This window comes from Streptomyces sp. Tek67B01, from assembly GCF_055231995.1.
In genome coordinates, this window is record NZ_JBUYUY010000001.1 from 2674817 (window position 1) to 2694959 (window position 20143).

Sequence of the window (20143 nt, forward strand, 5' to 3'; positions counted from 1 at the left end):
CTTTGTACGGCCCGCCCGAAACCTGGGCGGCCGAGTACTGCAAGCCCGGCACGGTACGACCCCCCTCGCCGCCTCGCGCCGCGTCTCACAGAAGAGGCAGCACCCTGACTACGTTCCGTGACCTCGGCATCTATCCCGAGACCGCCGAAGCCCTTGAAGCCGTCGGCATCGTGTCCCCCTTCCCCATCCAGGAGATGACCCTCCCCGTAGCCCTCTCCGGCTCGGACGTCATCGGCCAGGCCAAGACCGGAACCGGCAAGACGCTCGGTTTCGGCCTTCCGCTGCTGGAGCGGGTCGTCGTCCCCGCCGACGTCGAGGCGGGTCGGGCCCGACCCGACCAGCTGACCGAGGCTCCGCAGGCCCTCGTGGTCGTCCCCACCCGCGAGTTGTGTACGCAGGTCACCAACGACCTGCTGACCGCGGGCAAGGTCCGCAACGTCCGCGTCCTGGCCATATACGGCGGCCGCGCGTACGAGCCGCAGGTCGAGGCCCTCAAGAAGGGCGTCGACATCATCGTCGGCACCCCGGGCCGCCTCCTGGACCTGGCCGGTCAGCGCAAGCTGGACCTGTCCCACGTCAAGGCGCTAGTCCTGGACGAGGCCGACGAGATGCTCGACCTGGGCTTCCTGCCGGACGTCGAGAAGATCATCAACTACCTGCCGCCGAAGCGCCAGACCATGCTGTTCTCGGCGACCATGCCGGGCGCGGTCATCGGCCTGGCCCGCCGGTACATGTCGCAGCCGACGCACATCCGCGCCACCTCCCCCGAGGGCGAGGGCGTGACCGTCGCCAACATCAAGCAGCACGTCTTCCGTGCGCACAACATGGACAAGCCGGAGCTCGTCTCCCGCATCCTGCAAGCCGACGGCCGTGGTCTGGCCATGATCTTCTGCCGTACGAAGCGCACGGCGGCCGACATCGCCGAGCAGCTGGAGAAGCGCGGCTTCGCCTCGGGCGCCGTCCACGGCGACCTGGGCCAGGGCGCGCGCGAGCAGGCGCTGCGCGCGTTCCGCAACGGCAAGGTCGACGTGCTGGTGTGCACCGACGTCGCCGCGCGCGGCATCGACGTCGAGGGTGTGACCCACGTCATCAACTACCAGGCGCCGGAAGACGAGAAGACCTTCCTGCACCGCGTGGGCCGTACCGGTCGCGCGGGCAACAAGGGCATCGCCGTCACCCTGGTCGACTGGGACGACATCCCGCGCTGGCAGCTCATCAACAAGGCGCTGGAGCTGGACTTCCACGACCCGGTCGAGACGTACTCCACCTCGCCGCACCTGTACGAGGAGCTGAACATCCCGGCCGGGACCAAGGGCATCCTGCCGCGTGCCGAGCGCACGCGTGAGGGCCTGAAGGCCGAGCAGCTGGAGGACCTGGGCGAGACCGGCGGCCGTGGTGGCCGTGGCGGTCGCGGCCCGGTCGCCGCGGCGCCGGTCGAGGAGCGTCCGGCCCGTACCCGGACCCCGCGTCAGCGTCGCCGTACGCGTAGTGGCAGCGAGGTCGGCGCCGAGATGGTGGACGCCGCGGTGACTCCCGTCGCCGAGGTCCCCGCCGCCGCGGCCCCGGTCACCGCGCCCCCGGCCGTCGAGGACCCGGTCACCGCGGCCCCGGTCGCCGATGAACCGCGCAAGCCGCGTCGGCGCCGGACCCGTGCGGCCGCGCCGTCGGCGACCGCCGCCGCCGTGGCCCCGGCCGCCGAGGCCCAGGCCGCAGCGCCGGAGCCGGACTTCCAGATGGCCCCGGCCGTGGAGCCCGTCCGGGCGCCGCGCCGCCCGGTCCGTCGGGTACCGGCGCCGTCCGCCGCGGAGCCGGACTTCCAGATGGCCCCGCCGGTGGAGCCGGCCCCGGCCCGCCGCACCCGTACCCGTAAGGCCGCCGCGCCGGTGGCCGAGGCCGTAGCCGAAGCCGCCGTGGTACCCGCCCCGGCCGCGGTGGCGGAGGAGGCTCCGGCCAAGCCGAAGCGCACCCGCACCCGCAAGGTCGCGGAGGCCGCCCCCGTGGCGACCGAGCCCGTGGCGACCGAGGCCGCTCCGATGGCCGAGGAGGCCCCGGTGAAGCCGAAGCGCACGCGGACCCGCAAGGTCGCGGAGGCCGCTCCGCCGTCGGCCGAGGTCGCGCCCGTCTCCGAGGAGACCGCCAAGCCGAAGCGCACCCGTACCCGCAAGGCCGCCGCCGACGTGGAGGCGCCCGCAGCCGCCGCGGAGGAGGCTCCGGCCAAGCCGAAGCGCACGCGGGCCCGCAAGGCCGTGGCGCAGACGCCGGAGGCGTAACCCGCCCGGGCGCAAGCGCTCCGACGGCCCCGTTCCCCTCTTCGGAGGGGGCCGGGGCCGTTCGCGTACCGGAGACCGCGCCGCGGGCTACGGGCCGGTAACCTCGGGCCCATGAGCAAGCCGCCCCGCCTGACCCTGCCGTCCGTCGCCCGCGCCCACCGCCTCGGGACCGCGCGCGGGGAGTTCGCCGTACACGAGGCGGGCGAGCCGCTGCGCGGCACGGCCCTGCTGGTGCCGGGCTTCACCGGCAGCAAAGAGGACTTCGTCGGCCTGCTGGAGCCGCTGGCCGCCGCCGGCTACCGAGTGGTCGCGGTCGACCTGCGCGGTCAATACGAGAGCCCGGGCCCGCGGGACGAGTCCGCCTACACCTGTGAGGAGCTGGCCCGGGACCTGCTCGCCCAGGCGGAAGCTCTGAACAGCGGGCCGGTCCACCTCGTCGGCCACTCCCTGGGCGGCCTGATCTCCCGCGCGGCCGTGCTGCGCGACGCCGCGCCCTTCGCCTCCCTCACCTTGATGAGCAGCGGTCCCGCCGCGATCGCCGAGGACCAGCAGGCCCGTACGAAGCTGCTGATCGCGGCGCTGGAGGCGCTCCGGGACGACATGCCGGCGGTATGGGCCGCGGTGCGCGCCCAGGACCCGCCGGACGCCGTGCCCGACTCCCCGGAGTTGGCGGCCTTCCTGCGCGAGCGGTGGCTGTCCACGGTGCCGGAGCAGTTGATCGGCACGGGGCGGGTGCTGATCTCGGAGCCGGACCGGGTGGCGGCGCTGGCGGAGGTACCGCTGCGCAAACTGGTTCTGTCGGGGGTGGTCGACTACGCCTGGCCGGTCCCGTTGATGGACGAGATGGCACGGCGGTTGAGCGCGGCGCGAGTCGTCGTCGAAGGCGCCGAACACTCCCCGAACGCGGAGAACCCGCAGGTCACAGCGGATGCGCTGGCTGCCTTCTGGGGCGCGGACGCCGGCCAGGGCCCCTCGGTTCGTTAGCGAGGGAAAAAATTTCCTTAGCGTAGGGAATGTTTGCGGCTTACACTTCGTTATGCCAGTGCAAGTGAAACACTGACGAAGGGAGAAGCCGTGCGCTTCGAGATTCTGCGCCTGGACGATGTCAACGGGAGCGCCGTGGACAGCACCGTCGTGGACGCGGCCTCCGTCAACCGGATCGTGCAGCACGCCGCCTCAGTCGGTCAGCGCATTCTGATCCGACCGGCCGAGACCGCGTCCAACTGACCCGCTTCCCGCGGTAGACGACGAGACGAACGACGAAGAACGACGACGAACGAGACGCGCAATGCCCCGCACCGGACCGGTGCGGGGCATTCGCATGTGCGGGGTCGGTCGCCCGGACCTCAGGCGCGCACGACCTGGAGCACGCCGTTGATGATCTGCTGGACGGCGATCGCGGAGAGCATCATGCCGGCGAGGCGCGTCACCAGGACGACGCCGCCGTCCTTGATCACCCTGATGATCACCAGGGAGTAGCGCATCGTGATCCACAGCACGACGTGCATGGCGATGATCGCGGACCAGACGGAGAGCTGGCCGCCGAAACCGTCGGCCTTCTGCACGGCCAGGATGACGGACACGATCGCACCCGGACCCGCCAGCAGCGGCATGCCGAGCGGCACGAGGGCGACGTTCACGTCCTTGGTCTGCTTGGGCTCGTCCGTCTTGCCGGTGAGCAGGTCCAACGCGATCAGCAGGAGCAGCAGCCCGCCGGCGATCATCAGCGCCGGGACGGACACGTGCAGGTAGTCGAGGATCTGCTGACCGCAGACGCCGAAGACGGCGATGACACCGAAGGCCACGCAGACGGCCTGCCAGGCCATCCGGCGCTGCACCTTGGTGGCGCGGCCGGACGTCAGGGCCAGGAAGATCGGCGTGATTCCCGGGGGGTCCATAATCACGAAAAGCGTGAGAAAAAGGGATCCGAAGACGGCGAAATCAAACACAGTGATGCCTTGCAGGAGAGAGGGGTGCAGCAAAAAAGGGGTGGGGCGGTGGAGGGCTCAGCCCTCGTGGCGGCTTCCACCGGCGCCGGGGACGGGGAAGGCCCCGGTGGCGCGGCGCGTGATCTCGCCGTAGATCTCGGGGTCGGTCGTGTACTCCCCGAGCCGGCAGGTCTTGCGACTGCCGTGATAGTCGCTGGACCCGGTCGTGAGCAGGCCGAGTTCGTCCGCCAGGCCCCGCAGTCGGGCGCGCGTCGCCGTGTCGTGGTCCATGTGGTCGACCTCTATGCCGTCCAGTCCGGCTGCCGCCAGTTCGACCAGGGCGCCCTCGGGCACGCACCGGCCGCGCTTGACGGCGGCGGGGTGGGCGAGGACGGTGACCCCGCCGGCCGCCTTCACCAGACGGATCGCGTCGAAGGGGTCGAGCTCGTGCTTCTCGGCGTAGGCGCGGCCCCCGTCGGCGAGCCAGTCGGGCGTGAACGCGTCGGAGACGGTGGGCACGACGCCGAGCTCGACGAGGGCGGCGGCGATGTGCGGCCGCCCCACGGAGCCCGCACCGGCGATCCGGGCGACCTGCTCCCAGGTGATGTCCACGCCGAGCGTCCGCAGTTTGTCGATCATGGCCTGGGCGCGGGGGGTGCGGTCGTCGCGGACCAGCTCCCGCTCGGCGTGCAGCTCGGGCTCTCTCGGGTCGAAGAGGTAGGCGAGCATGTGCACCCCGATCCCGTCGAGCCGGCAGCTCAGCTCCGCGCCGGTCACCAGGGTGAGCCCGGGCGGCAGGGCCGCGACGGCCTCGGCGTACCCGCCGACGGTGTCGTGGTCGGTCAGCGCGACGACGTCCAGCCCGGCGGCGGCGGCGTTGCGGACCAGCTCGGCGGGGGTGTCGGTGCCGTCGGAAGCGGTGGAGTGGGCGTGCAGGTCGATGCGCACAGCCATGCTCCAAGCTTCGGGACGGGGACACTCAAGGGTACCCCTGCCCTGGCCGGGCCTTGACGGGCCCGAACCCAGCGCGGGACGGGTGCCCGGCTGCCCGGGGCTGCGGCCGTCAGGCTTCCGGGGAGCCGCGGGTGGGCCGCTGCGCGGGGCGGTTCCCCTACCCGCCCTTCCCCCGTTCCCCGGGGCTCCGCCCCGGACCCCGTGAGCCGTGCCGGCGGCGCGTCGAGAAAGGCGACCCCGAACCAGGGGGCCCCGGACGGCGCGCGTCAGCGGGAAGGACCGACCCCCGGCCGGGGACCGACGGACGGAGTCCGGCGCGGCGGCGCGAAGCCGGGGAGGCCCGCCGGGGCCGAGCCGTGCGAGCGGCGCGTCAGAAGGAGAGGATGCGCGGGCTCAGTGCGCCGCAGGGGACCAGTTCGACCTCGGCGCCCGCCTCGCGCAGGTCGGTCAGGACGAGCTCGTCGTACATGAGCAGTCCCGTCTGCTCGGGCCAGACCACCGCCCACAGCCACAGTCCGCGCGCCTCGCCCGCGAAGACGGCCCGGTCGTCCGGGGCTCCCTTGACGTGCCACAGCGGGGTGGGTCGGCCCGCCGCGACGACCTTGGCGTGCGGCGGCGCCGATACGTCCATGAACGGGCCCGGGTCGGGCGCGTCGATCCCCGCGTACCGCGCGCCGAGGCCGACACCGAGTTCCTCCGCCACGAGGACCAGCTCCCCCATGCCGCCCAGCGGCCCGGGACCCGAGCAGGCGACGGCGGTGGCGCGCCCCCCGCTGCGGTCGTCCCCGGCGGCGGCGACCCCGGTGAACAGCCACCCCACCGGTAGCGGCCAGGGCATCCACACCGGTACCTGCGCCCGGTGCACTATGACGCCCAGGCCTTCGACGCTGGGCGGGATCACAGGCTGTAGGGGATGGACGGCGCCGTGCACCGCGCACTGCCAGGAGTCGGCGAAAAGACCGGGCGCTCGCACCCGGCCACCGCACTTCGGGCAACTCGGTTCGCCCCTCATAAGAAGCACGCTCCTCCCCGCCCGGCGCGCCGTCAAGGCACGCTCACCCGTCCGGATGCCATCCGTACCCCGGGCGACGGGAGCTCAGTCCGGTCCATCGAACCGGCCCGTCCGTCCGGCCCGTCCGTCCGGCCCGTCGATCCGACCCGACGGTGCGGTCCGTCAGTCCAGCGCCACGGCCGTACGCAGAGGGTCCCGCAGATCCGTGCCGCGCGCGAGCCAGCGCTCTTGGAGGGCGGCCGCTCCGTGCACCCGCTTCCAGGCGGCCTCGTTCGCCGTCATCGGAAGCAGCGGGAGGAACCGCACCGGCTCCAGCGGCTCGTCCAGTTCGAGGTCCTCCACCAGCCCGCCCGGCTCGGCGACCAGCACGGAGCTGAACGGCGCGCCCTCCCACAGCGGTTCGCCCACGTCCAGCGAGGCCCCGGGGGCCACGACCAGCCCCTCGACCATCGGCGACGCGGCCAGCACGGCGAGCGGGCGGAGCACCTTGTCGGTGGGCGCGAGCCCCGCCCGTACGGTCAGCACCAGCTCGGCGCGCGGCCCGCGCAGCGGGTCGGCGACCACGGCGGTCGGGTCGGTCATCGGGTGCGCGGACATGCCGAGGGTCGCGTACCGCACGAGGTCGCCCTCGGCGAAACGGAGTACCTCGATGCGGTCGGTGCCGAGGAAGGTGACGGCGGCGCGGGCGTCGGGTTCACCGAACGCGGTGCGCAGCCGGGCCTCCACAAGGGCGAGAATTTCTGCCATGGAGCGAGCATAGAACTCGTATCCGGCGGGTAAAGGCGCGGTCCTGACCATGCGTCGGCTGATAGTGTTGACAGCTGGTCGGGGCCGCACGCAGACGCGTTGTTCCAAGGGTCCGGGCGACAGGACGTCCCCCACGGGGGACCGGCCGGAGGAGGTGGGGCTGCAATGGATCGAAGTCGATCGTGCAGTACCAATCGCTCTTCCACTTCTATGCCGGGCGTTTCGCGCCCCCTGTGACCTTCCCCCCCAAGTGGCCTTCGGGTCGCCGGAAGGTCGGTAGAAGAGCGACGGCAGAACGTTGTCCTCTCCGTCCTGTTTCCCTCCGTCCGCCCGGGGCCGATCGCCCGTGCGCGTCCCGGAGGGCCTCCCACCCGTACGGCCCGCAGCCGTGCGCGCGAAGGAGCCTGCCATGTCGATGCTGCCCTACCTCCGTGCCGCCGTCCGTCCGGCCCTGCGCCGGTCCACTCCCGCGCAGCCCGGCTACGACACCACCCGCGACCCGTCCGCCGTCAGCGCGGTCGTCGACTGCGCCGTCTACCGTGACGGCCGGCGCGACCAGCGGGCCGGGACGGGGTGCCTGACGCCCCGTGAGGCGATGCGCCGGGTCCGCGAGGACGGCGGTTTCGCCTGGATCGGTCTGCACGAGCCGACCGAGGACGAGTTCGCCGGGATCGCCGCCACGTTCGGGCTGCACCCGCTCGCCGTGGAGGACGCGGTGCACGCGCACCAGCGGCCCAAGCTGGAGCGCTACGACGACACCCTGTTCACCGTCTTCAAGACGATCCACTACGTCGAGCACACCGAACTCACCTCCACCAGCGAGGTCGTGGAGACGGGCGAGGTCATGTGCTTCACCGGCCCCGACTTCGTCATCACCGTCCGGCACGGCGGCCAGGGCTCCCTCAAGGGCCTGCGCCACCGCCTCCAGGACGACCCCGAACTGTTGGCGCGGGGGCCTTCGGCGGTACTGCACTCGCTCGCGGACCACGTCGTCGACGGCTACATCGCGGTCGCGGCGGCCGTACAGGACGACATCGACGAGGTGGAGAGCGCGGTTTTCGCCGCGCCCGCCAAGGGTGGCGGCCGGGGCGGCGACGCGGGCCGCATCTACCAGCTCAAGCGCGAGGTGCTGGAGTTCAAGCGGGCCGTGGCCCCGCTGCTGCGGCCGATGGAACTGCTCAGCGAGCGCCCCATGCGGCTGGTGGACCCCGACATCCAGAAGTACTTCCGCGACGTGGCCGACCACCTGGCGCGGGTGCACGAGCAGGTCGTCGGCTTCGACGAGCTGCTGAACTCGATCCTCCAGGCCAGCCTGGCCCAGGCGTCGGTCGCGCAGAACGAGGACATGCGCAAGATCACCTCTTGGGCGGCGATCATCGCGGTGCCGACGATGATCTGCGGCGTGTACGGGATGAACTTCGAGCACATGCCGGAACTGCACTGGCGCTACGGCTACCCGTTGGTGATGGCCACCATCGCCGGGGCCTGCCTCACCATCCACCGGGCCCTGCGCCGCAACGGCTGGCTGTAGCCGGCCCCCGGGGCCTGGCTACCCTGTGCGCATGACTCTCAGCGCACTCGACCTGGCCCTCGTCGAGGAGGCCACCAAGAAGTCCGGCCTCATCTGGGTCCGTGGCGGCGGTGCCGACCGGGCCCTGTGGCACGCCTGGGTGGACGGCGCCGCGCACGTGGTGGGCGACGGGCCCGGCGAGCAGCCGTTCCCGGGGCTCGTGGACGGCGCGGCCGCCGAGGTGACCGTGCGCAGCAAGGACAAGGGCGGCCGGCTGGTCGCCTGGACGGCCACCGTCCGGGAGCTCGCGCCGCGCGGCGGGGAGTGGGAGGCCGCGGTCGCGGAGCTCAAGGGCAAGCGGCTGAACGCGCCGGACGCCGAGCGGATGACGGAGCGGTGGGCGCGCGAGTGCCGGCTGCTGCGGCTGGAGCCGGCGGCGGTACGGGACTCCCTGCCCGGCGGCTCGCTGGCCGCGACCCCGCTGCCGAGCCCGGCGATCACGCGCCGGGAGATCCCGGCCGGGCTGCCGAAGCTGCTGCTCAAGCGGAAGAAGGCGGCCCGCTAGGTTGCGTCGTGGACCGCCGGGCGGAGGCTGCCGGGCGGCGGGCGGCCGGTCCGGCCGCGCCGGGGTCAGCCGCCCGTGAGATCGGAGCCCTGGCCGGAGCTCTTGCTCGGGCCGGGGCCGGCGCCGCTCGTGTCCTTGGTGGTGGGCAACTGGGCACCGTAATCCACCGTCTGGTCCTCCGCGGGCGCGTTCAGCGAGAAGTTCTGGCCCCAGTCGCCCAGTTCCACCCGCCCGGCGCCGCCCGCGCGTTCCATGAGGAGCGGGTACGGGGTCCCCTCCAGGGACACGGAGAGCCGCCCGCCCTTGCCGCCGCCCGCGAGGACCGGCACGACGCGCCCGTGCCCCACCTTGCCGTAGGCGGCCTTGGTGAGCTTGCCGTCGAGGCCGAGGAGCCCGTCGAGCAACACGTGCATGTCGGTGAAGCCGCGGAACTGCTTGTAGGTGGGGTCGCTCTGGGGCACCTTCACGAACTTGTCGCCGAGCTTCCCCGCCGAGTCGGACTTCCCCCAGAAGGCGGCGTTCGCCTTCAGGTACAGCTGCTCCCCGATGCGCAGCACCTGGAAGGTGTCCTGCTGGGACTTGACCTCGCCGGAACCGCCGTCGCCCTTCAGGCGCATGTCGAGGGTGAAGGTTTTGCCGCCGGTGACCACCGAACCGGACAGGTGCACCGAGGAGGCCGCGCCGGCCGCCGCCTTGGCCTTCGCCTCGATCTGGTCCGCGGGCAGCTTGCCGACGCCGTTGGTTCCCTTGTCGGGGTCCTCGCCGCCGCCGCAGCCCGTGACGGTGACGGTGAGGCCCGCGCACAGCGCGCCGATGAAGGCGGCCCGGCGCAGGCGCGCGGCGGGGAAGTAGGCGGTCACGTGCGGTGCCTCCCGGTCGGTCGTCTGGGGCAGCAGGCAGCGTACCCGCCCGTTCCGCGCGGCCCGCGCCCGGTGTGGAAGCCGCCCGTCCGGCCCCGTACGGACGCCGTCCGACGGCCCCACCAGGACGCCCTCCCGGGCCACGGGCTAGCCTGAGGCTCGGCAGGATTGTTGATCGACGGTCGGTTCACGTTCTAGGAGGCGCTCGGATGGTTGCTGGCGCCCCGCGGATCTTCGTCTCACATCTGTCGGGTGTGCCCGTCTTCGACCCCAACGGCGACCAGGTGGGCCGGGTGCGCGACCTCGTCGCCATGCTGCGCGTCGGCGGCCGGCCGCCGCGGCTGCTGGGCCTGGTGGTCGAGGTGGTCAGCCGGCGGCGGATCTTCCTGCCCATGACCCGGGTGACGGGTGTGGAGTCCGGGCAGGTCATCACCACCGGAGTCGTCAACATGCGGCGCTTCGAGCAGCGCCCCACCGAGCGGCTGATCCTCGGTGAGCTGCTGGACCGCCGCGTGAAGCTGGTGTCGACCGGCGAGGAGGTCACCGTCTTGGACGTGGCCATCCAACAGCTGCCGGCCCGCCGGGACTGGGAGATCGACCGCATCTTCGTCCGCAAGGGCAAGGGCGGCGCACTGCGCCGGCGGGGCGAGACCCTGACCGTGGAGTGGTCGGCGGTGACCGGGTTCTCGCTGGAGGAAGAGGGCCAGGGCGCCGAGAACCTGGTGGCCACCTTCGAGCAGATGCGCCCGGCGGACGTGGCGAACGTACTGCACCACCTGACGCCGAAGCGGCGCGCCGAGGTGGCCAGCGCCCTCGACGACGACCGGCTCGCCGACGTCATGGAGGAACTGCCCGAGGACGAGCAGGTGGAGATCCTCGGCAAGCTCAAGGAGGAGCGGGCGGCCGACGTCCTGGAGGCGATGGACCCGGACGACGCGGCCGATCTGCTGTCCGAGCTGCCGGAGGACGACAAGGAGCGGCTGCTGACGCTCATGAAGCCGGACGACGCGGCGGACGTGCGGCGTCTGCTGTCGTACGAGGAGCGCACGGCGGGCGGCCTGATGACCACCGAGCCGATCGTGCTGCGCCCGGACGCGACGGTCGCGGACGCGCTGGCCCGGGTCCGCCAGTCGGACCTGTCCCCGGCGCTCGCGGCGCAGGTGTACGTGTGCCGGCCGCCGGACGAGACGCCGACGGGCAAGTACCTGGGGACGGTGCACTTCCAGCGGCTGCTGCGCGATCCGCCGTTCACGCTGGTCAGCTCGATCGTGGACACGGACCTGCCGCCCTTGCGGCCGGACGCCTCGCTGCCCGTGGTGACGAGCTACCTGGCCGCGTACAACATGGTCGCGGTACCCGTCGTCGACGAGAGCGGCTCGCTGCTGGGCGCGGTGACCGTGGACGACGTGCTCGACCACCTGCTGCCGGACGACTGGCGGGAGACGGACTTCCATTCCGAGGAGGCCGTGCGTGGCCACTGAGCGGGGGCGCGGGCGCGCGGAGCGCGGCGACGGGCCGCGCGGCGAGGCGGCGCGCGAACGGCGCCGGGAGCGGCGCGAGCAGGCGCGGGACAGCCTCTCGGAGCGTCTGGAGGCGGCGGAGCGGCTGCGGCACGAGCGGACGGAACGTTCCGTCGAGCGGGCGAAGGCGGGCGTGCCCTCCGGGGCGAGCGCCCTGACGCGTTCGCGCGTCCGGCTGGACCAACCGCGCCCGGCGCGGCGGCGGCTGCTGCCCGAGTACGACCCGGAGGCGTTCGGGCGGCTCTCGGAGCGGGTCGCACGGTTCCTGGGCACGGGCCGGTTCATCGTCTGGATGACGATCGTCATCGTCGTCTGGGTGCTGTGGAACGTCTTCGCGCCGCCGCACCTGCGCTGGGACGAGTATCCGTTCATCTTCCTGACGCTGGTGCTCTCCCTCCAGGCGTCCTACGCGGCCCCGCTGATCCTGCTGGCGCAGAACCGGCAGGACGACCGGGACCGGGTCAACCTGGAGCAGGACCGCAAGCAGAACGAGCGCTCCATCGCCGACACGGAGTACCTGACCCGGGAGATCGCCTCGCTGCGGATGGGCCTGGGCGAGGTCGCGACGCGCGACTGGATCCGCTCGGAGTTCCAGGACCTCATCAAGGAGATGGACGAGCGGCGGCTGCTCGCGCCCGAACGTGACGAAGACGACCGCTGACGGGCTTACCGGCGGCGTGCTACCGAGCCGTACCATCGGGACATGGCTACCGACACAAGCTCCGCCGCCGTGCCCGGGCAGGACGCGATCCTGGACGCGCTGGCGACGGTGAACGACCCCGAGATCCACAAGCCGATCACCGACCTCGGCATGGTCAAATCGGTGGAGATCGGCGACGGCGGCGCGGTCGCGGTCACGGTCTACCTGACGGTGTCGGGCTGCCCCATGCGCGAGACCATCACCAAGAACGTCACCGAGGCCGTGGAGCGCGTCGAGGGCGTCACCTCCGTCTCCGTGACCCTCGACGTGATGAGCGACGAGCAGCGCAAGGACCTGGCGGCGACCCTGCGCGGCGGCACCGCCGAGCGCGAGGTGCCCTTCGCCAAGCCGGGTTCGCTGACCCGCGTGTACGCGGTCGCGTCCGGCAAGGGCGGCGTGGGCAAGTCCTCGGTCACGGTCAACCTGGCGGCGGCGATGGCGGCCGACGGCCTCAAGGTCGGTGTCGTGGACGCGGACATCTACGGCCACAGCGTGCCGCGCATGCTGGGCGTGGACGGCCGCCCCACCCAGGTCGAGAACATGATCATGCCGCCGTCGGCGCACGGCGTGAAGGTCATCTCCATCGGCATGTTCACGCCGGGCAACGCGCCGGTCGTCTGGCGCGGTCCGATGCTGCACCGGGCGCTCCAGCAGTTCCTCGCGGACGTCTTCTGGGGCGACCTGGACGTGCTGCTGCTCGACCTGCCGCCGGGCACCGGTGACATCGCGATCTCCGTGGCGCAGCTCGTGCCGAACGCCGAGATCCTGGTCGTGACCACCCCGCAGCAGGCCGCGGCCGAGGTCGCCGAGCGGGCGGGCTCGATCGCCGTCCAGACCCACCAGAAGATCGTCGGTGTCGTCGAGAACATGTCGGGCCTGCCCTGCCCGCACTGCGACGAGATGGTCGACGTGTTCGGCTCGGGCGGCGGCCAGAAGGTGGCCGACGGGCTGACCAAGACGGTAGGCGCGACCGTGCCGGTGCTGGGCAGCATCCCGATCGACGTACGGCTGCGGGAGGGCGGCGACGAGGGCAAGCCCGTCGTGCTGTCCGACCCGGACTCACCGGCGGGCGCGGCGCTGCGTTCGATCGCCGGGAAGCTGGGCGGTCGCGCCCGCGGCCTGTCGGGCATGTCGCTTGGCATCACGCCGCGCAACAAGTTCTGAGCGTTCCGGGCGCGAGGGTGTGACGAGGGCACCGCGGGGTTCCGCGGTGCCCTTCCCTGTTTCCAGGGTGTCTGTTTTCAGGGTGCCTTCGCCGCCGGCGTCGCGGCGGATTCCCGCCTGGTCGTCGGGGTCGTAGCCGTAGCCGTAGCCGTCGTGGCCGTCGGCGTTTCGGTCGTTACGCGTACGTGCCTAGGTCGGGGATGGCCGCGAAGCCGATGCCGTACGCGCTCATCCCGCGCCCGTACGCACCGAGGTGCACGCCCGCCCGGGTGGAGCCGGCGAGCACCCAACCGAATTCCGACTCGCGGTAGTGGAAGGTCGTCGGCTCCCCGTCGACCGGCAGCGACAGCGTCGACCAGTCGGCGCCTTCGAGGTCGTCGGCGAGTTCCCAGGCCGCCTCGGTCTGCTGGTCGAGCCAGTCGTTGCGCAGGGAGTGGTCCATCTGGCCGGGCCAGCTGTAGGCGAGCAGGCCCGAGCCGGCCAGCCAGGCGGCGGAGGCGACCGAGGTGGCTTCCAGGACACCGGTGCCGTCGCCGCTGCGGCGTACGGGGTTGCTGGCGACGGTGATCACCACCGCGAAGCGCTCCTTCTCGCCGGTGGCGATCTCACCGCGGGCGGAGGGCTCGTCGCCGTGGCCGGTAGAACCGTGCTCCACGGCGCCGTCGGCGGCGGCGCCCACCTGCATGAGCCAGCGGGGGCCGGTGAAGGCCCCGTCCAGCCCGTACCAGGGGAAGTCCGCCCGCAGGTAGCCGTCGAGCGCCCGGCGGGCCGTCGGCGTGGGCGAGGCGCTCTCCTGGGCTTCCGGCGGTGCGGGGGGCCGCTCGGGCTCCGGGGTCGGCTGTGGTGCGGTGGCGGGGGCCTCGGCGGTGGCTTCCGCGGGCTGTGCCCCTACCCGGCTGCTGGTCGTCTCCATCTGGGCGCCTCTCGTTCCGTGGGGTCCGGAACGGCCCTCCCCTCGCTGCGCGGGGGGTTCCCATCCTCGGGTGCCCTGCGTCCGGACAGATGGAGAGGATAGCCATCCGGCCCCCGATCGCCGGGCAGGCAGTCGCCTAGGTGGCGTCGGCGTCGAACGGCGTGCGCTGTTCGGGGGCGGGGGCGGCGGGCTTCTTCACGAGATCCGGACCGGCGGCGACGGCGGGCGTGGCGGCGGCGCCCGCGGCGACCGGCCCGGGCTGCGTGTCCCTGCTGTTGACGGCGTCGGTGACCTCGTTCAGCTCCTTGCGGAGGTCGAAGCTGCTGCGGATCTCCTTGAGGTCCTCGTTCTCCGCCAGGTGCTTGCGGATGAAGGTCTTGGGATTGAGGTCCTCGAACTCGAAGTCCTTGAACTCCGGACCCAGTTCCGAGCGGATGTCCTGCTTGGCGCTGTCCGAGAACGACCGGATCTTGCGGATGACCCCGCTGACGTCCTGGATCATCTTCGGCAGTTTCTCCGGGCCGAAGATGAGGATGGCGAGCACCACGATCGTGACCAGTTCGAGTGCGCCTATGTCGTTGAACACCTTGCCGCTCCTCGGCTCTCTCCACGTCCGGCCTGCACAACGGTACCCGGCCCCGCGTCCGTGCCCCTACGCCAGGAGGCACCGATCCCGCTTTCGGCCCCGCGCATGCTCCCCGGACATCTCAACGGGCCTCTCACCGGAGCCCCGGAGGCCCCGGACGCCCCCGGCGGTCATGATCCGCCGGCGGAGCCGAGGACCAGGTTCAAAGTGCGCTCCTTGCCCTCGCGCAGCACCGTGAGGGTCAGCGCGTCGCCGGGACGGTGGGCCCGGATCTTGATGATCAGCTCGTCCCCGCCGTGGACGCGCTGCCCGTCCACCTTGGTGATCACGTCGCCCGCCTTGATCCCGGCCCGGGCGCCCGGCCCGTCCGCGACGACCGACGGCTTGCCGTCCTCGCCCTTGGCGCCGACCCGCGCTCCGTCGCCCGTGTACTGCATGTCGAGCGTGACGCCGATGACGGGGTGCGTGGCGTGGCCGGTGCGGATCAGTTCTTCGGCGACCCGCTTGCCCTGGTTGACCGGGATGGCGAAGCCGAGGCCGATGCTGCCGCTCTGGCGGGCGCCATCGCCTTGGTCCTGGGCCTTGTCAGCGCCCCGGATCGCGCTGTTGATGCCGATCACATGGGCCTGGGAGTCCAGGAGCGGGCCGCCGGAGTTGCCGGGGTTGATGGGGGCGTCGGTCTGGAGGGCGTCGACGTAGCTGATGTCGCTGCCGTCCCCCTTGTCGCCGCCCGCGGTGATGGGGCGGCCGGTGGCGCTGATGATGCCGGCGGTGACGGTGTTGGAGAGGTCGAACGGCGCGCCGATGGCCACCACCGGGTCGCCGACCCGGACGTTCTCGGAGTTCCCGAGGGCCAGCGGGCGCAGCCCCCGTACTCCGCTGACCTTGACGACGGCCAGGTCGTAGCCGCCGTCGCGGCCCACCACCTCGGCGGTGACGCTCTCACCCGTGCTGAAGGTGACGGTTATGTCCTTGGCGTCGGCGACCACGTGGTTGTTGGTGAGGATGTGCCCGTCGGCGTCGAGGACGAAGCCGGTACCGGTACTGCCGCCGCTGTCGCTGCTGACGTGCAGGGTGACGACGCCGGGCAGGGCGGTGGCGGCGATCCCGGCCACGCTCCCGGGAGCGCGGTCCTTGTGGTCGACGGCGGCCTGCGGCAGTTCGAGGCGGGTGCTGCTGCGGCGCTCGCTGAGGACGCCCACGTATCCGCCGATGGCCCCGGCGAGCAGGGCGATGACGACCCCGGCGGCCACGAGCTGCCCCAACCGCGGCCCCCGGCGCGGCGCCCCGCCCGAGTCGACGACCTGCAACGGGGCGGCGGCCCAAGGGTCGTAACGGGGCGCGGCCGGCGGTACGGGGGCCGGCTCCGGCTCGGGCGCTCGCGGCCCCGGTAGGTCCACCGGGCCCTCGGGACGGCTCCACCAGCGGGGCGCCGGTGCCGGTTCGGTGTGCTGGTCGTCGGACATGGGCGCTCCCCCGCGGCTGGCGGACTTCCACAGCTGTCGCACCGCCGGGCGGCGCCTACGGCGCCGATTCAATCAGGTCCGCGCGCGTGTCGTCTCCCACGGGCGCCCGCGCACGAGGCGCGGGCGGACCGGGCACGGCCGGACGGGGCCCGGCCGGACGGGGTCAGCGCGCCAGGGACACGGCAGGGCGGGCCGAGACCGGCGCGGACGGGGCCAGCACCCCCCGGGGCGGCGCGAGGGTGGGCAGCACACCGGGGCTCGGAAGCCGGTCGCGGACCACCGCGTCGGTCAGGGGTACGTACGGCCCCGGCCGCGCCGCCGGCGCATCGCCCCGCGAGGCCCCCGGCTCGACGGAGTCCAACGGCAGGGCGCCGCCCAGGGCGAGCGCGGCGGCCGAGACCGCCCCGGCCGCGACGAACGCGAACCGGCGTCTGGGGCGGCCCGGCTCGTGGGCCCGGCCGACCTCATGGATACGGAGCGCTTCGCGCGGCGCGGCCGGAGCCACGTAGCCGAAGGTCGCCGTCGGGCCTCCGCCTCCCGGCGACCCGGGGGGAGGGTTCCCCGGATCACCACCCGGCAGGCCTTGCAGGCGGGCGAGCAGCCCGGCGGACAGGGGCGGCGGCGCGCTCTCCACGAACATGGTCTTGAGCCGGCGCTGGGCGTCGGCTTCGGCCTTGCACTTGGGGCAGGTCGCCAGGTGCGCGAGCACCCGCTCGCGGGCGTCGTGGCTCAGCTCCCCGTCGACGAGGGCGGCGAGCCGGTCGCCCAAGTGCTGTTCGGCGGGGGACGGTCGGGTTCCGCTCACTCGGCTCCGCCCTCTCCCCCGGCACCGGGAGCGCCCACCGCCGCCCCGGCCAGCGCGCGCTGCTCCGCGCGGGCCTCGGGCGACCGGTGCTTGAGCGCCCTGCGCAGGTGCGAGCGGCCCCGATGGATGCGGCTGCGCACGGTGCCGAGCTTCACGCCGAGCGTGGCGGCGATCTCCTCGTACGACAGACCCTCGATGTCACACAGCACGACGGCCGCGCGGAACTCGGGCGCGAGGGTGTCCAACGCCTGCTGCACGTCCGCGTCGAAGTGGGTGTCGTGGAGCACCTGCTGCGGGGACGGCTCACGGCTGGGCAGCCGCTCGGCGGCGTCGTCGCCGAGCGCGTCGAACCGAATGCGCTGCTTGCGGCGGACCATGTCCAGGAAGAGGTTGGTGGTGATGCGGTGCAGCCAGCCCTCGAACGTACCGGGCGTGTAGGTCGACAGCGAGCGGAAGACGCGGACGAAGACTTCCTGGGTGAGGTCCTCGGCGTCGTGCTGATTGCCCGTCAGTCGGTAGGCGAGGCGATAGACCCGCGCACTGTGCGTGCTGACGATCTCCTCCCAGGAGGGAGGCGTCCACGCCTGCGATCCCGCGTCGGCGGCAAAGGTCGCGGTGGTTGCGGTGTCGACGGAGTGGAAGCGGTCAGCAGTCTCGGTCACGGATTTCGGCTCACCTGCCGACCAGAAGAGGCGTCGGAAAACGCCCCTACGATCCGTAGGCGCAGCCGCACCTCCCCTATCGGCTCTGGTGGTGTCCAGTGGAGCCCCTACCATAGCCACCCCTCCCGTCAGCTCCGGATAAGTATTTTTGCAGTAACTTTGCAAGAGTCTTATGGGTCCTCGGGCACCCGGACTGCCGATCTGCCCTCTGCCGTCCCCTCTATCCCGCATCCGTACCGCGTCTGCTTCTTTCAACGCCCGGTCCCATCTGCGGGTTCCCGACGTCAACGGATACAGTCACCGTTGCGCCAACTATGGGGACAGGAGAGGGTCATTAGCGGCAACCGGCAGACGAGCTGGGCGTTCGCCGACGCGTTTGTCGCCGAGGACGACGCTCTGCGATGGGCCCGCGACCGGTCCAGGGAAGCGGGGCTGCGCTCCGTCTCCCCGGGCACGGGGGCCGCGCTGCGCCTGCTGGCCGCGACCGCCGACGCCAAGGCGGTGGCGGAGATCGGCACCGGGACCGGTGTCTCCGGCATCCACCTCCTGTACGGAATGCGCCCGGACGGGGTGCTGACCACCGTCGACCCGGAGCCCGACCGGCAGGCCTTCGCCCGCCAGGCCTTCCGCGCCGCCGGCTTCGCCGGCAACCGCGCCCGGTTCATCCCCGGGCGCGCCCTCGACGTATTGCCCCGGCTCGCCGACGGCGGCTACGACCTCGTCTTCTGCGACGGCGACCCCACCGAGTCCCTCGACTACCTCGCGGAATCGTTGCGGCTGCTGCGTCCGGGCGGTCTGGTGTGCTTCGAAGGGGTCTTCTCGGACGGCCGTACGGTCGACTCCGCCGCCCAGCCGGTGGAGGTGCTCCGGGTCCGCGAACTGCTGCGGAGCGTGCGCGAGAGTCCGGCCCTGGAGGCCGCGCTGCTCCCGGTGGGTGACGGCCTGCTGTGCGCCGTCCGCCGCTGACGCGCGGCCCCGCCGCGGCCCGACCGGCGACTACGACACCGCCCCGGCCGCGCGAGGCGGCCGGGGCGGTGCGGAGTTTCGTAGGCGAAGTGCCTGTCAGCGTCCTCGGGGGATCAGCCGACGACCTTCTTCAGGGCGTCACCCAGGGCGTCCGCCTCGTCCGGCGTCAGCTCGACGACAAGTCGACCGCCGCCCTCGAGCGGTACGCGCATGACGATGCCTCGCCCCTCCTTGGTGACCTCGAGCGGGCCGTCGCCCGTCCGCGGCTTCATGGCCGCCATGCTCGTTCCCCTTCCTGAAACCAGCTCATCGTCGCCGACGGCCCCATTCAGGCGCCTAGTACCCGGCATCGAACACATTGCTTCCCAGCCATTATCCCGCATGTCAGGACCCGATGACCAACATCGGCGGGGAACGCTTGTGCAACGCGCTTGACCAAAACCACTCATTTCGGGGATCGGCCTGCGATACTTCGCCGCTGCGCCCGGCGGCCGGGCTCTTCTTTCTTTGACGCACATCACATGCCCGGCCCGCGCCCGGTCCGCCATGCTGGCCCTTGCACCCGCCGGTACCGGCCGGTAGCCAAGCCCGCGACGAAGGGGGACCCCCGACATGGCCGACAGCGTGCTCTACGAAGTCACCGACGGACTCGCCACCATCACGATCAACCGGCCCGACGCGATGAACGCCATGAACACGGAGGCCAAGGTCGCCCTGCGCGACGCCGTCCAGGCCGCCGGCGGCGACCCGGAGGTACGCGCGGTCCTGCTCACCGCGGCCGGTATCCGGGCCTTCTGCGTGGGCCAGGACCTCAAGGAGCACATCGGGAACCTCGCGGCCGACCGCGAGAGCGGCTCGTCGCTGACGATGAGCACGGTCGCGGACCACTACAACCCGATCGTGCGGGCGCTGACGGAGATGCCGAAGCCGGTCGTCGCGGGCGTGAACGGGGTCGCGGCAGGGGCCGGCTTCGGCTTCGCCCTCGCGGCGGACTTCCGGGTCGTCGCCGACACGGCCTCCTTCAACACCTCGTTCGCCGGGGTGGCGCTGACCGCCGACTCGGGCGTCTCCTGGACCCTCCCCCGGCTGATCGGCGCCTCGCGCGCCTGCGACCTCCTGCTGTTCCCGCGCTCGGTCACGGCGCGGGAGGCGTACGAACTCGGCATCGCGAACCGCGTCGTCCCGGCGGACGAGCTGGCCGCGGAGGCGGCGTCGGTGGCCCGGACCCTCGCCTCGGGACCGACCGTCGCCTACGCGGCCCTCAAGGAGTCCCTCGCGTACGGGGCGTCCCACTCGCTGTCGGAGGCCCTTGACCACGAGGACGTCCTCCAGACCCGCGCGGGCGCCTCCGCGGACCACGGCATCGCGGTCGAGGCGTTCCTGGCGAAGCAGCCCCCGAAGTACCTGGGCCGCTAGGCCCAGTCGTCTCGCCCGGTCGGCCGGGGCTCGCGGCGGGCGGCCGGGCCGGGCGCTTCCGGGCGGGTCCGGGCGGTCGGCCGGGGCTCGCGGCGGGCG

General features: G+C 72.6%; 20 protein-coding genes and 1 pseudogene. 10 read left to right on the forward strand and 11 right to left on the reverse strand.

Annotated elements, in window-relative coordinates; translation table 11 throughout:
* Positions 1–170 precede the first annotated feature (170 nt).
* From ACV7NM_RS11755 to ACV7NM_RS11765, 3 genes are all read left to right on the forward strand, one after another.
* Complete coding sequence (locus tag ACV7NM_RS11755) at positions 171–2270, forward strand: DEAD/DEAH box helicase (protein WP_463410250.1); 2100 nt, start codon at positions 171–173, stop codon at positions 2268–2270.
* A gap of 111 nt (positions 2271–2381) precedes the next feature.
* Positions 2382–3254, forward strand: a complete 873-nt coding sequence (locus tag ACV7NM_RS11760) for an alpha/beta fold hydrolase (RefSeq protein ID WP_463410251.1) — start codon at positions 2382–2384, stop codon at positions 3252–3254.
* Between the two features lie 90 nt (positions 3255–3344).
* Complete coding sequence (locus tag ACV7NM_RS11765; protein ID WP_168714059.1) at positions 3345–3497, forward strand: hypothetical protein; 153 nt, start codon at positions 3345–3347, stop codon at positions 3495–3497.
* A gap of 119 nt (positions 3498–3616) precedes the next feature.
* Here ACV7NM_RS11765 and ACV7NM_RS11770 read toward each other — a convergent pair whose 3' ends face one another.
* From ACV7NM_RS11770 to ACV7NM_RS11785, 4 genes are all read right to left on the reverse strand, one after another.
* Positions 3617–4219: a MarC family protein gene (locus tag ACV7NM_RS11770; protein ID WP_136213929.1), complete on the reverse strand. Its 603-nt coding sequence runs from the start codon at positions 4217–4219 to the stop codon at positions 3617–3619.
* A 57-nt stretch (positions 4220–4276) separates the two neighbouring features.
* A complete protein-coding gene (locus ACV7NM_RS11775; protein WP_463413907.1) occupies positions 4277–5146 on the reverse strand; it encodes a PHP domain-containing protein in 870 nt (289 codons plus the stop codon).
* Between the two features lie 376 nt (positions 5147–5522).
* Complete coding sequence (locus ACV7NM_RS11780; RefSeq protein WP_463410252.1) at positions 5523–6164, reverse strand: DUF6758 family protein; 642 nt, start codon at positions 6162–6164, stop codon at positions 5523–5525.
* Between the two features lie 162 nt (positions 6165–6326).
* Positions 6327–6911, reverse strand: coding sequence for a suppressor of fused domain protein (locus tag ACV7NM_RS11785; RefSeq protein WP_463410253.1), 585 nt, complete (start codon positions 6909–6911; stop codon positions 6327–6329).
* A 409-nt stretch (positions 6912–7320) separates the two neighbouring features.
* Between ACV7NM_RS11785 and ACV7NM_RS11790 the strand changes: the two genes are divergently transcribed.
* Together ACV7NM_RS11790 and ACV7NM_RS11795 are read left to right on the forward strand one after the other, a co-directional pair.
* Entirely contained in the window at positions 7321–8442 is a 1122-nt protein-coding gene (locus tag ACV7NM_RS11790) for a magnesium and cobalt transport protein CorA (protein WP_463410254.1), read from the forward strand.
* 31 nt (positions 8443–8473) lie between these two features.
* The gene (locus ACV7NM_RS11795; protein WP_463410255.1) at positions 8474–8986 is read left to right on the forward strand and encodes a hypothetical protein; all 513 of its coding nucleotides are present in this window, start codon (positions 8474–8476) and stop codon (positions 8984–8986) included.
* Positions 8987–9051: 65 nt separating this feature from the next.
* On the opposite strand, the gene ACV7NM_RS11800 is transcribed toward ACV7NM_RS11795, so the two are convergent.
* Positions 9052–9846, reverse strand: a complete 795-nt coding sequence (locus ACV7NM_RS11800) for a hypothetical protein (protein ID WP_463410256.1) — start codon at positions 9844–9846, stop codon at positions 9052–9054.
* 209 nt (positions 9847–10055) lie between these two features.
* Between ACV7NM_RS11800 and ACV7NM_RS11805 the strand changes: the two genes are divergently transcribed.
* From ACV7NM_RS11805 to ACV7NM_RS11815, 3 genes are all read left to right on the forward strand, one after another.
* Complete coding sequence (locus tag ACV7NM_RS11805; protein WP_401530063.1) at positions 10056–11327, forward strand: magnesium transporter MgtE N-terminal domain-containing protein; 1272 nt, start codon at positions 10056–10058, stop codon at positions 11325–11327.
* Between the two features lie 124 nt (positions 11328–11451).
* Positions 11452–12027 carry a DUF1003 domain-containing protein gene (locus tag ACV7NM_RS11810; protein WP_463413908.1) on the forward strand — a complete coding sequence of 192 codons (576 nt, stop codon included), beginning with the start codon at positions 11452–11454 and terminating at the stop codon, positions 12025–12027.
* An 87-nt stretch (positions 12028–12114) separates the two neighbouring features.
* Positions 12115–13230 carry an Mrp/NBP35 family ATP-binding protein gene (locus tag ACV7NM_RS11815; RefSeq protein WP_463413909.1) on the forward strand — a complete coding sequence of 372 codons (1116 nt, stop codon included), beginning with the start codon at positions 12115–12117 and terminating at the stop codon, positions 13228–13230.
* A 175-nt stretch (positions 13231–13405) separates the two neighbouring features.
* On the opposite strand, the gene ACV7NM_RS11820 is transcribed toward ACV7NM_RS11815, so the two are convergent.
* From ACV7NM_RS11820 to sigE, 5 genes and pseudogenes are all read right to left on the reverse strand, one after another.
* Positions 13406–14143, reverse strand: coding sequence for a hypothetical protein (locus tag ACV7NM_RS11820; protein ID WP_463410257.1), 738 nt, complete (start codon positions 14141–14143; stop codon positions 13406–13408).
* Between the two features lie 136 nt (positions 14144–14279).
* Complete coding sequence (locus ACV7NM_RS11825; RefSeq protein ID WP_463410258.1) at positions 14280–14729, reverse strand: sec-independent translocase; 450 nt, start codon at positions 14727–14729, stop codon at positions 14280–14282.
* Positions 14730–14899: 170 nt separating this feature from the next.
* Entirely contained in the window at positions 14900–16195 is a 1296-nt protein-coding gene (locus tag ACV7NM_RS11830) for a S1C family serine protease (protein WP_463410259.1), read from the reverse strand.
* A gap of 328 nt (positions 16196–16523) precedes the next feature.
* Positions 16524–17000: pseudogene (locus ACV7NM_RS11835) on the reverse strand (anti-sigma factor family protein); the annotation flags it as partial.
* Positions 16997–17776, reverse strand: a complete 780-nt coding sequence (gene sigE, locus ACV7NM_RS11840) for an RNA polymerase sigma factor SigE (protein WP_463410260.1) — start codon at positions 17774–17776, stop codon at positions 16997–16999. The gene sigE and the pseudogene ACV7NM_RS11835, both read right to left, overlap by 4 nt.
* A 189-nt stretch (positions 17777–17965) precedes the next feature.
* On the opposite strand from sigE, the gene ACV7NM_RS11845 reads away from it, so the two are divergent.
* The gene (locus tag ACV7NM_RS11845) at positions 17966–18628 is read left to right on the forward strand and encodes an O-methyltransferase (RefSeq protein WP_329198019.1); all 663 of its coding nucleotides are present in this window, start codon (positions 17966–17968) and stop codon (positions 18626–18628) included.
* Between the two features lie 113 nt (positions 18629–18741).
* Here ACV7NM_RS11845 and ACV7NM_RS11850 read toward each other — a convergent pair whose 3' ends face one another.
* Positions 18742–18909 (reverse strand): DUF3117 domain-containing protein, encoded by a 168-nt coding sequence (locus ACV7NM_RS11850; protein WP_003966491.1) that lies wholly within the window; start codon positions 18907–18909, stop codon positions 18742–18744.
* A 331-nt stretch (positions 18910–19240) separates the two neighbouring features.
* On the opposite strand from ACV7NM_RS11850, the gene chcB reads away from it, so the two are divergent.
* Positions 19241–20044: a 2-cyclohexenylcarbonyl CoA isomerase gene (chcB, locus tag ACV7NM_RS11855; RefSeq protein WP_463410261.1), complete on the forward strand. Its 804-nt coding sequence runs from the start codon at positions 19241–19243 to the stop codon at positions 20042–20044.
* Positions 20045–20143: the final 99 nt, after the last annotated feature.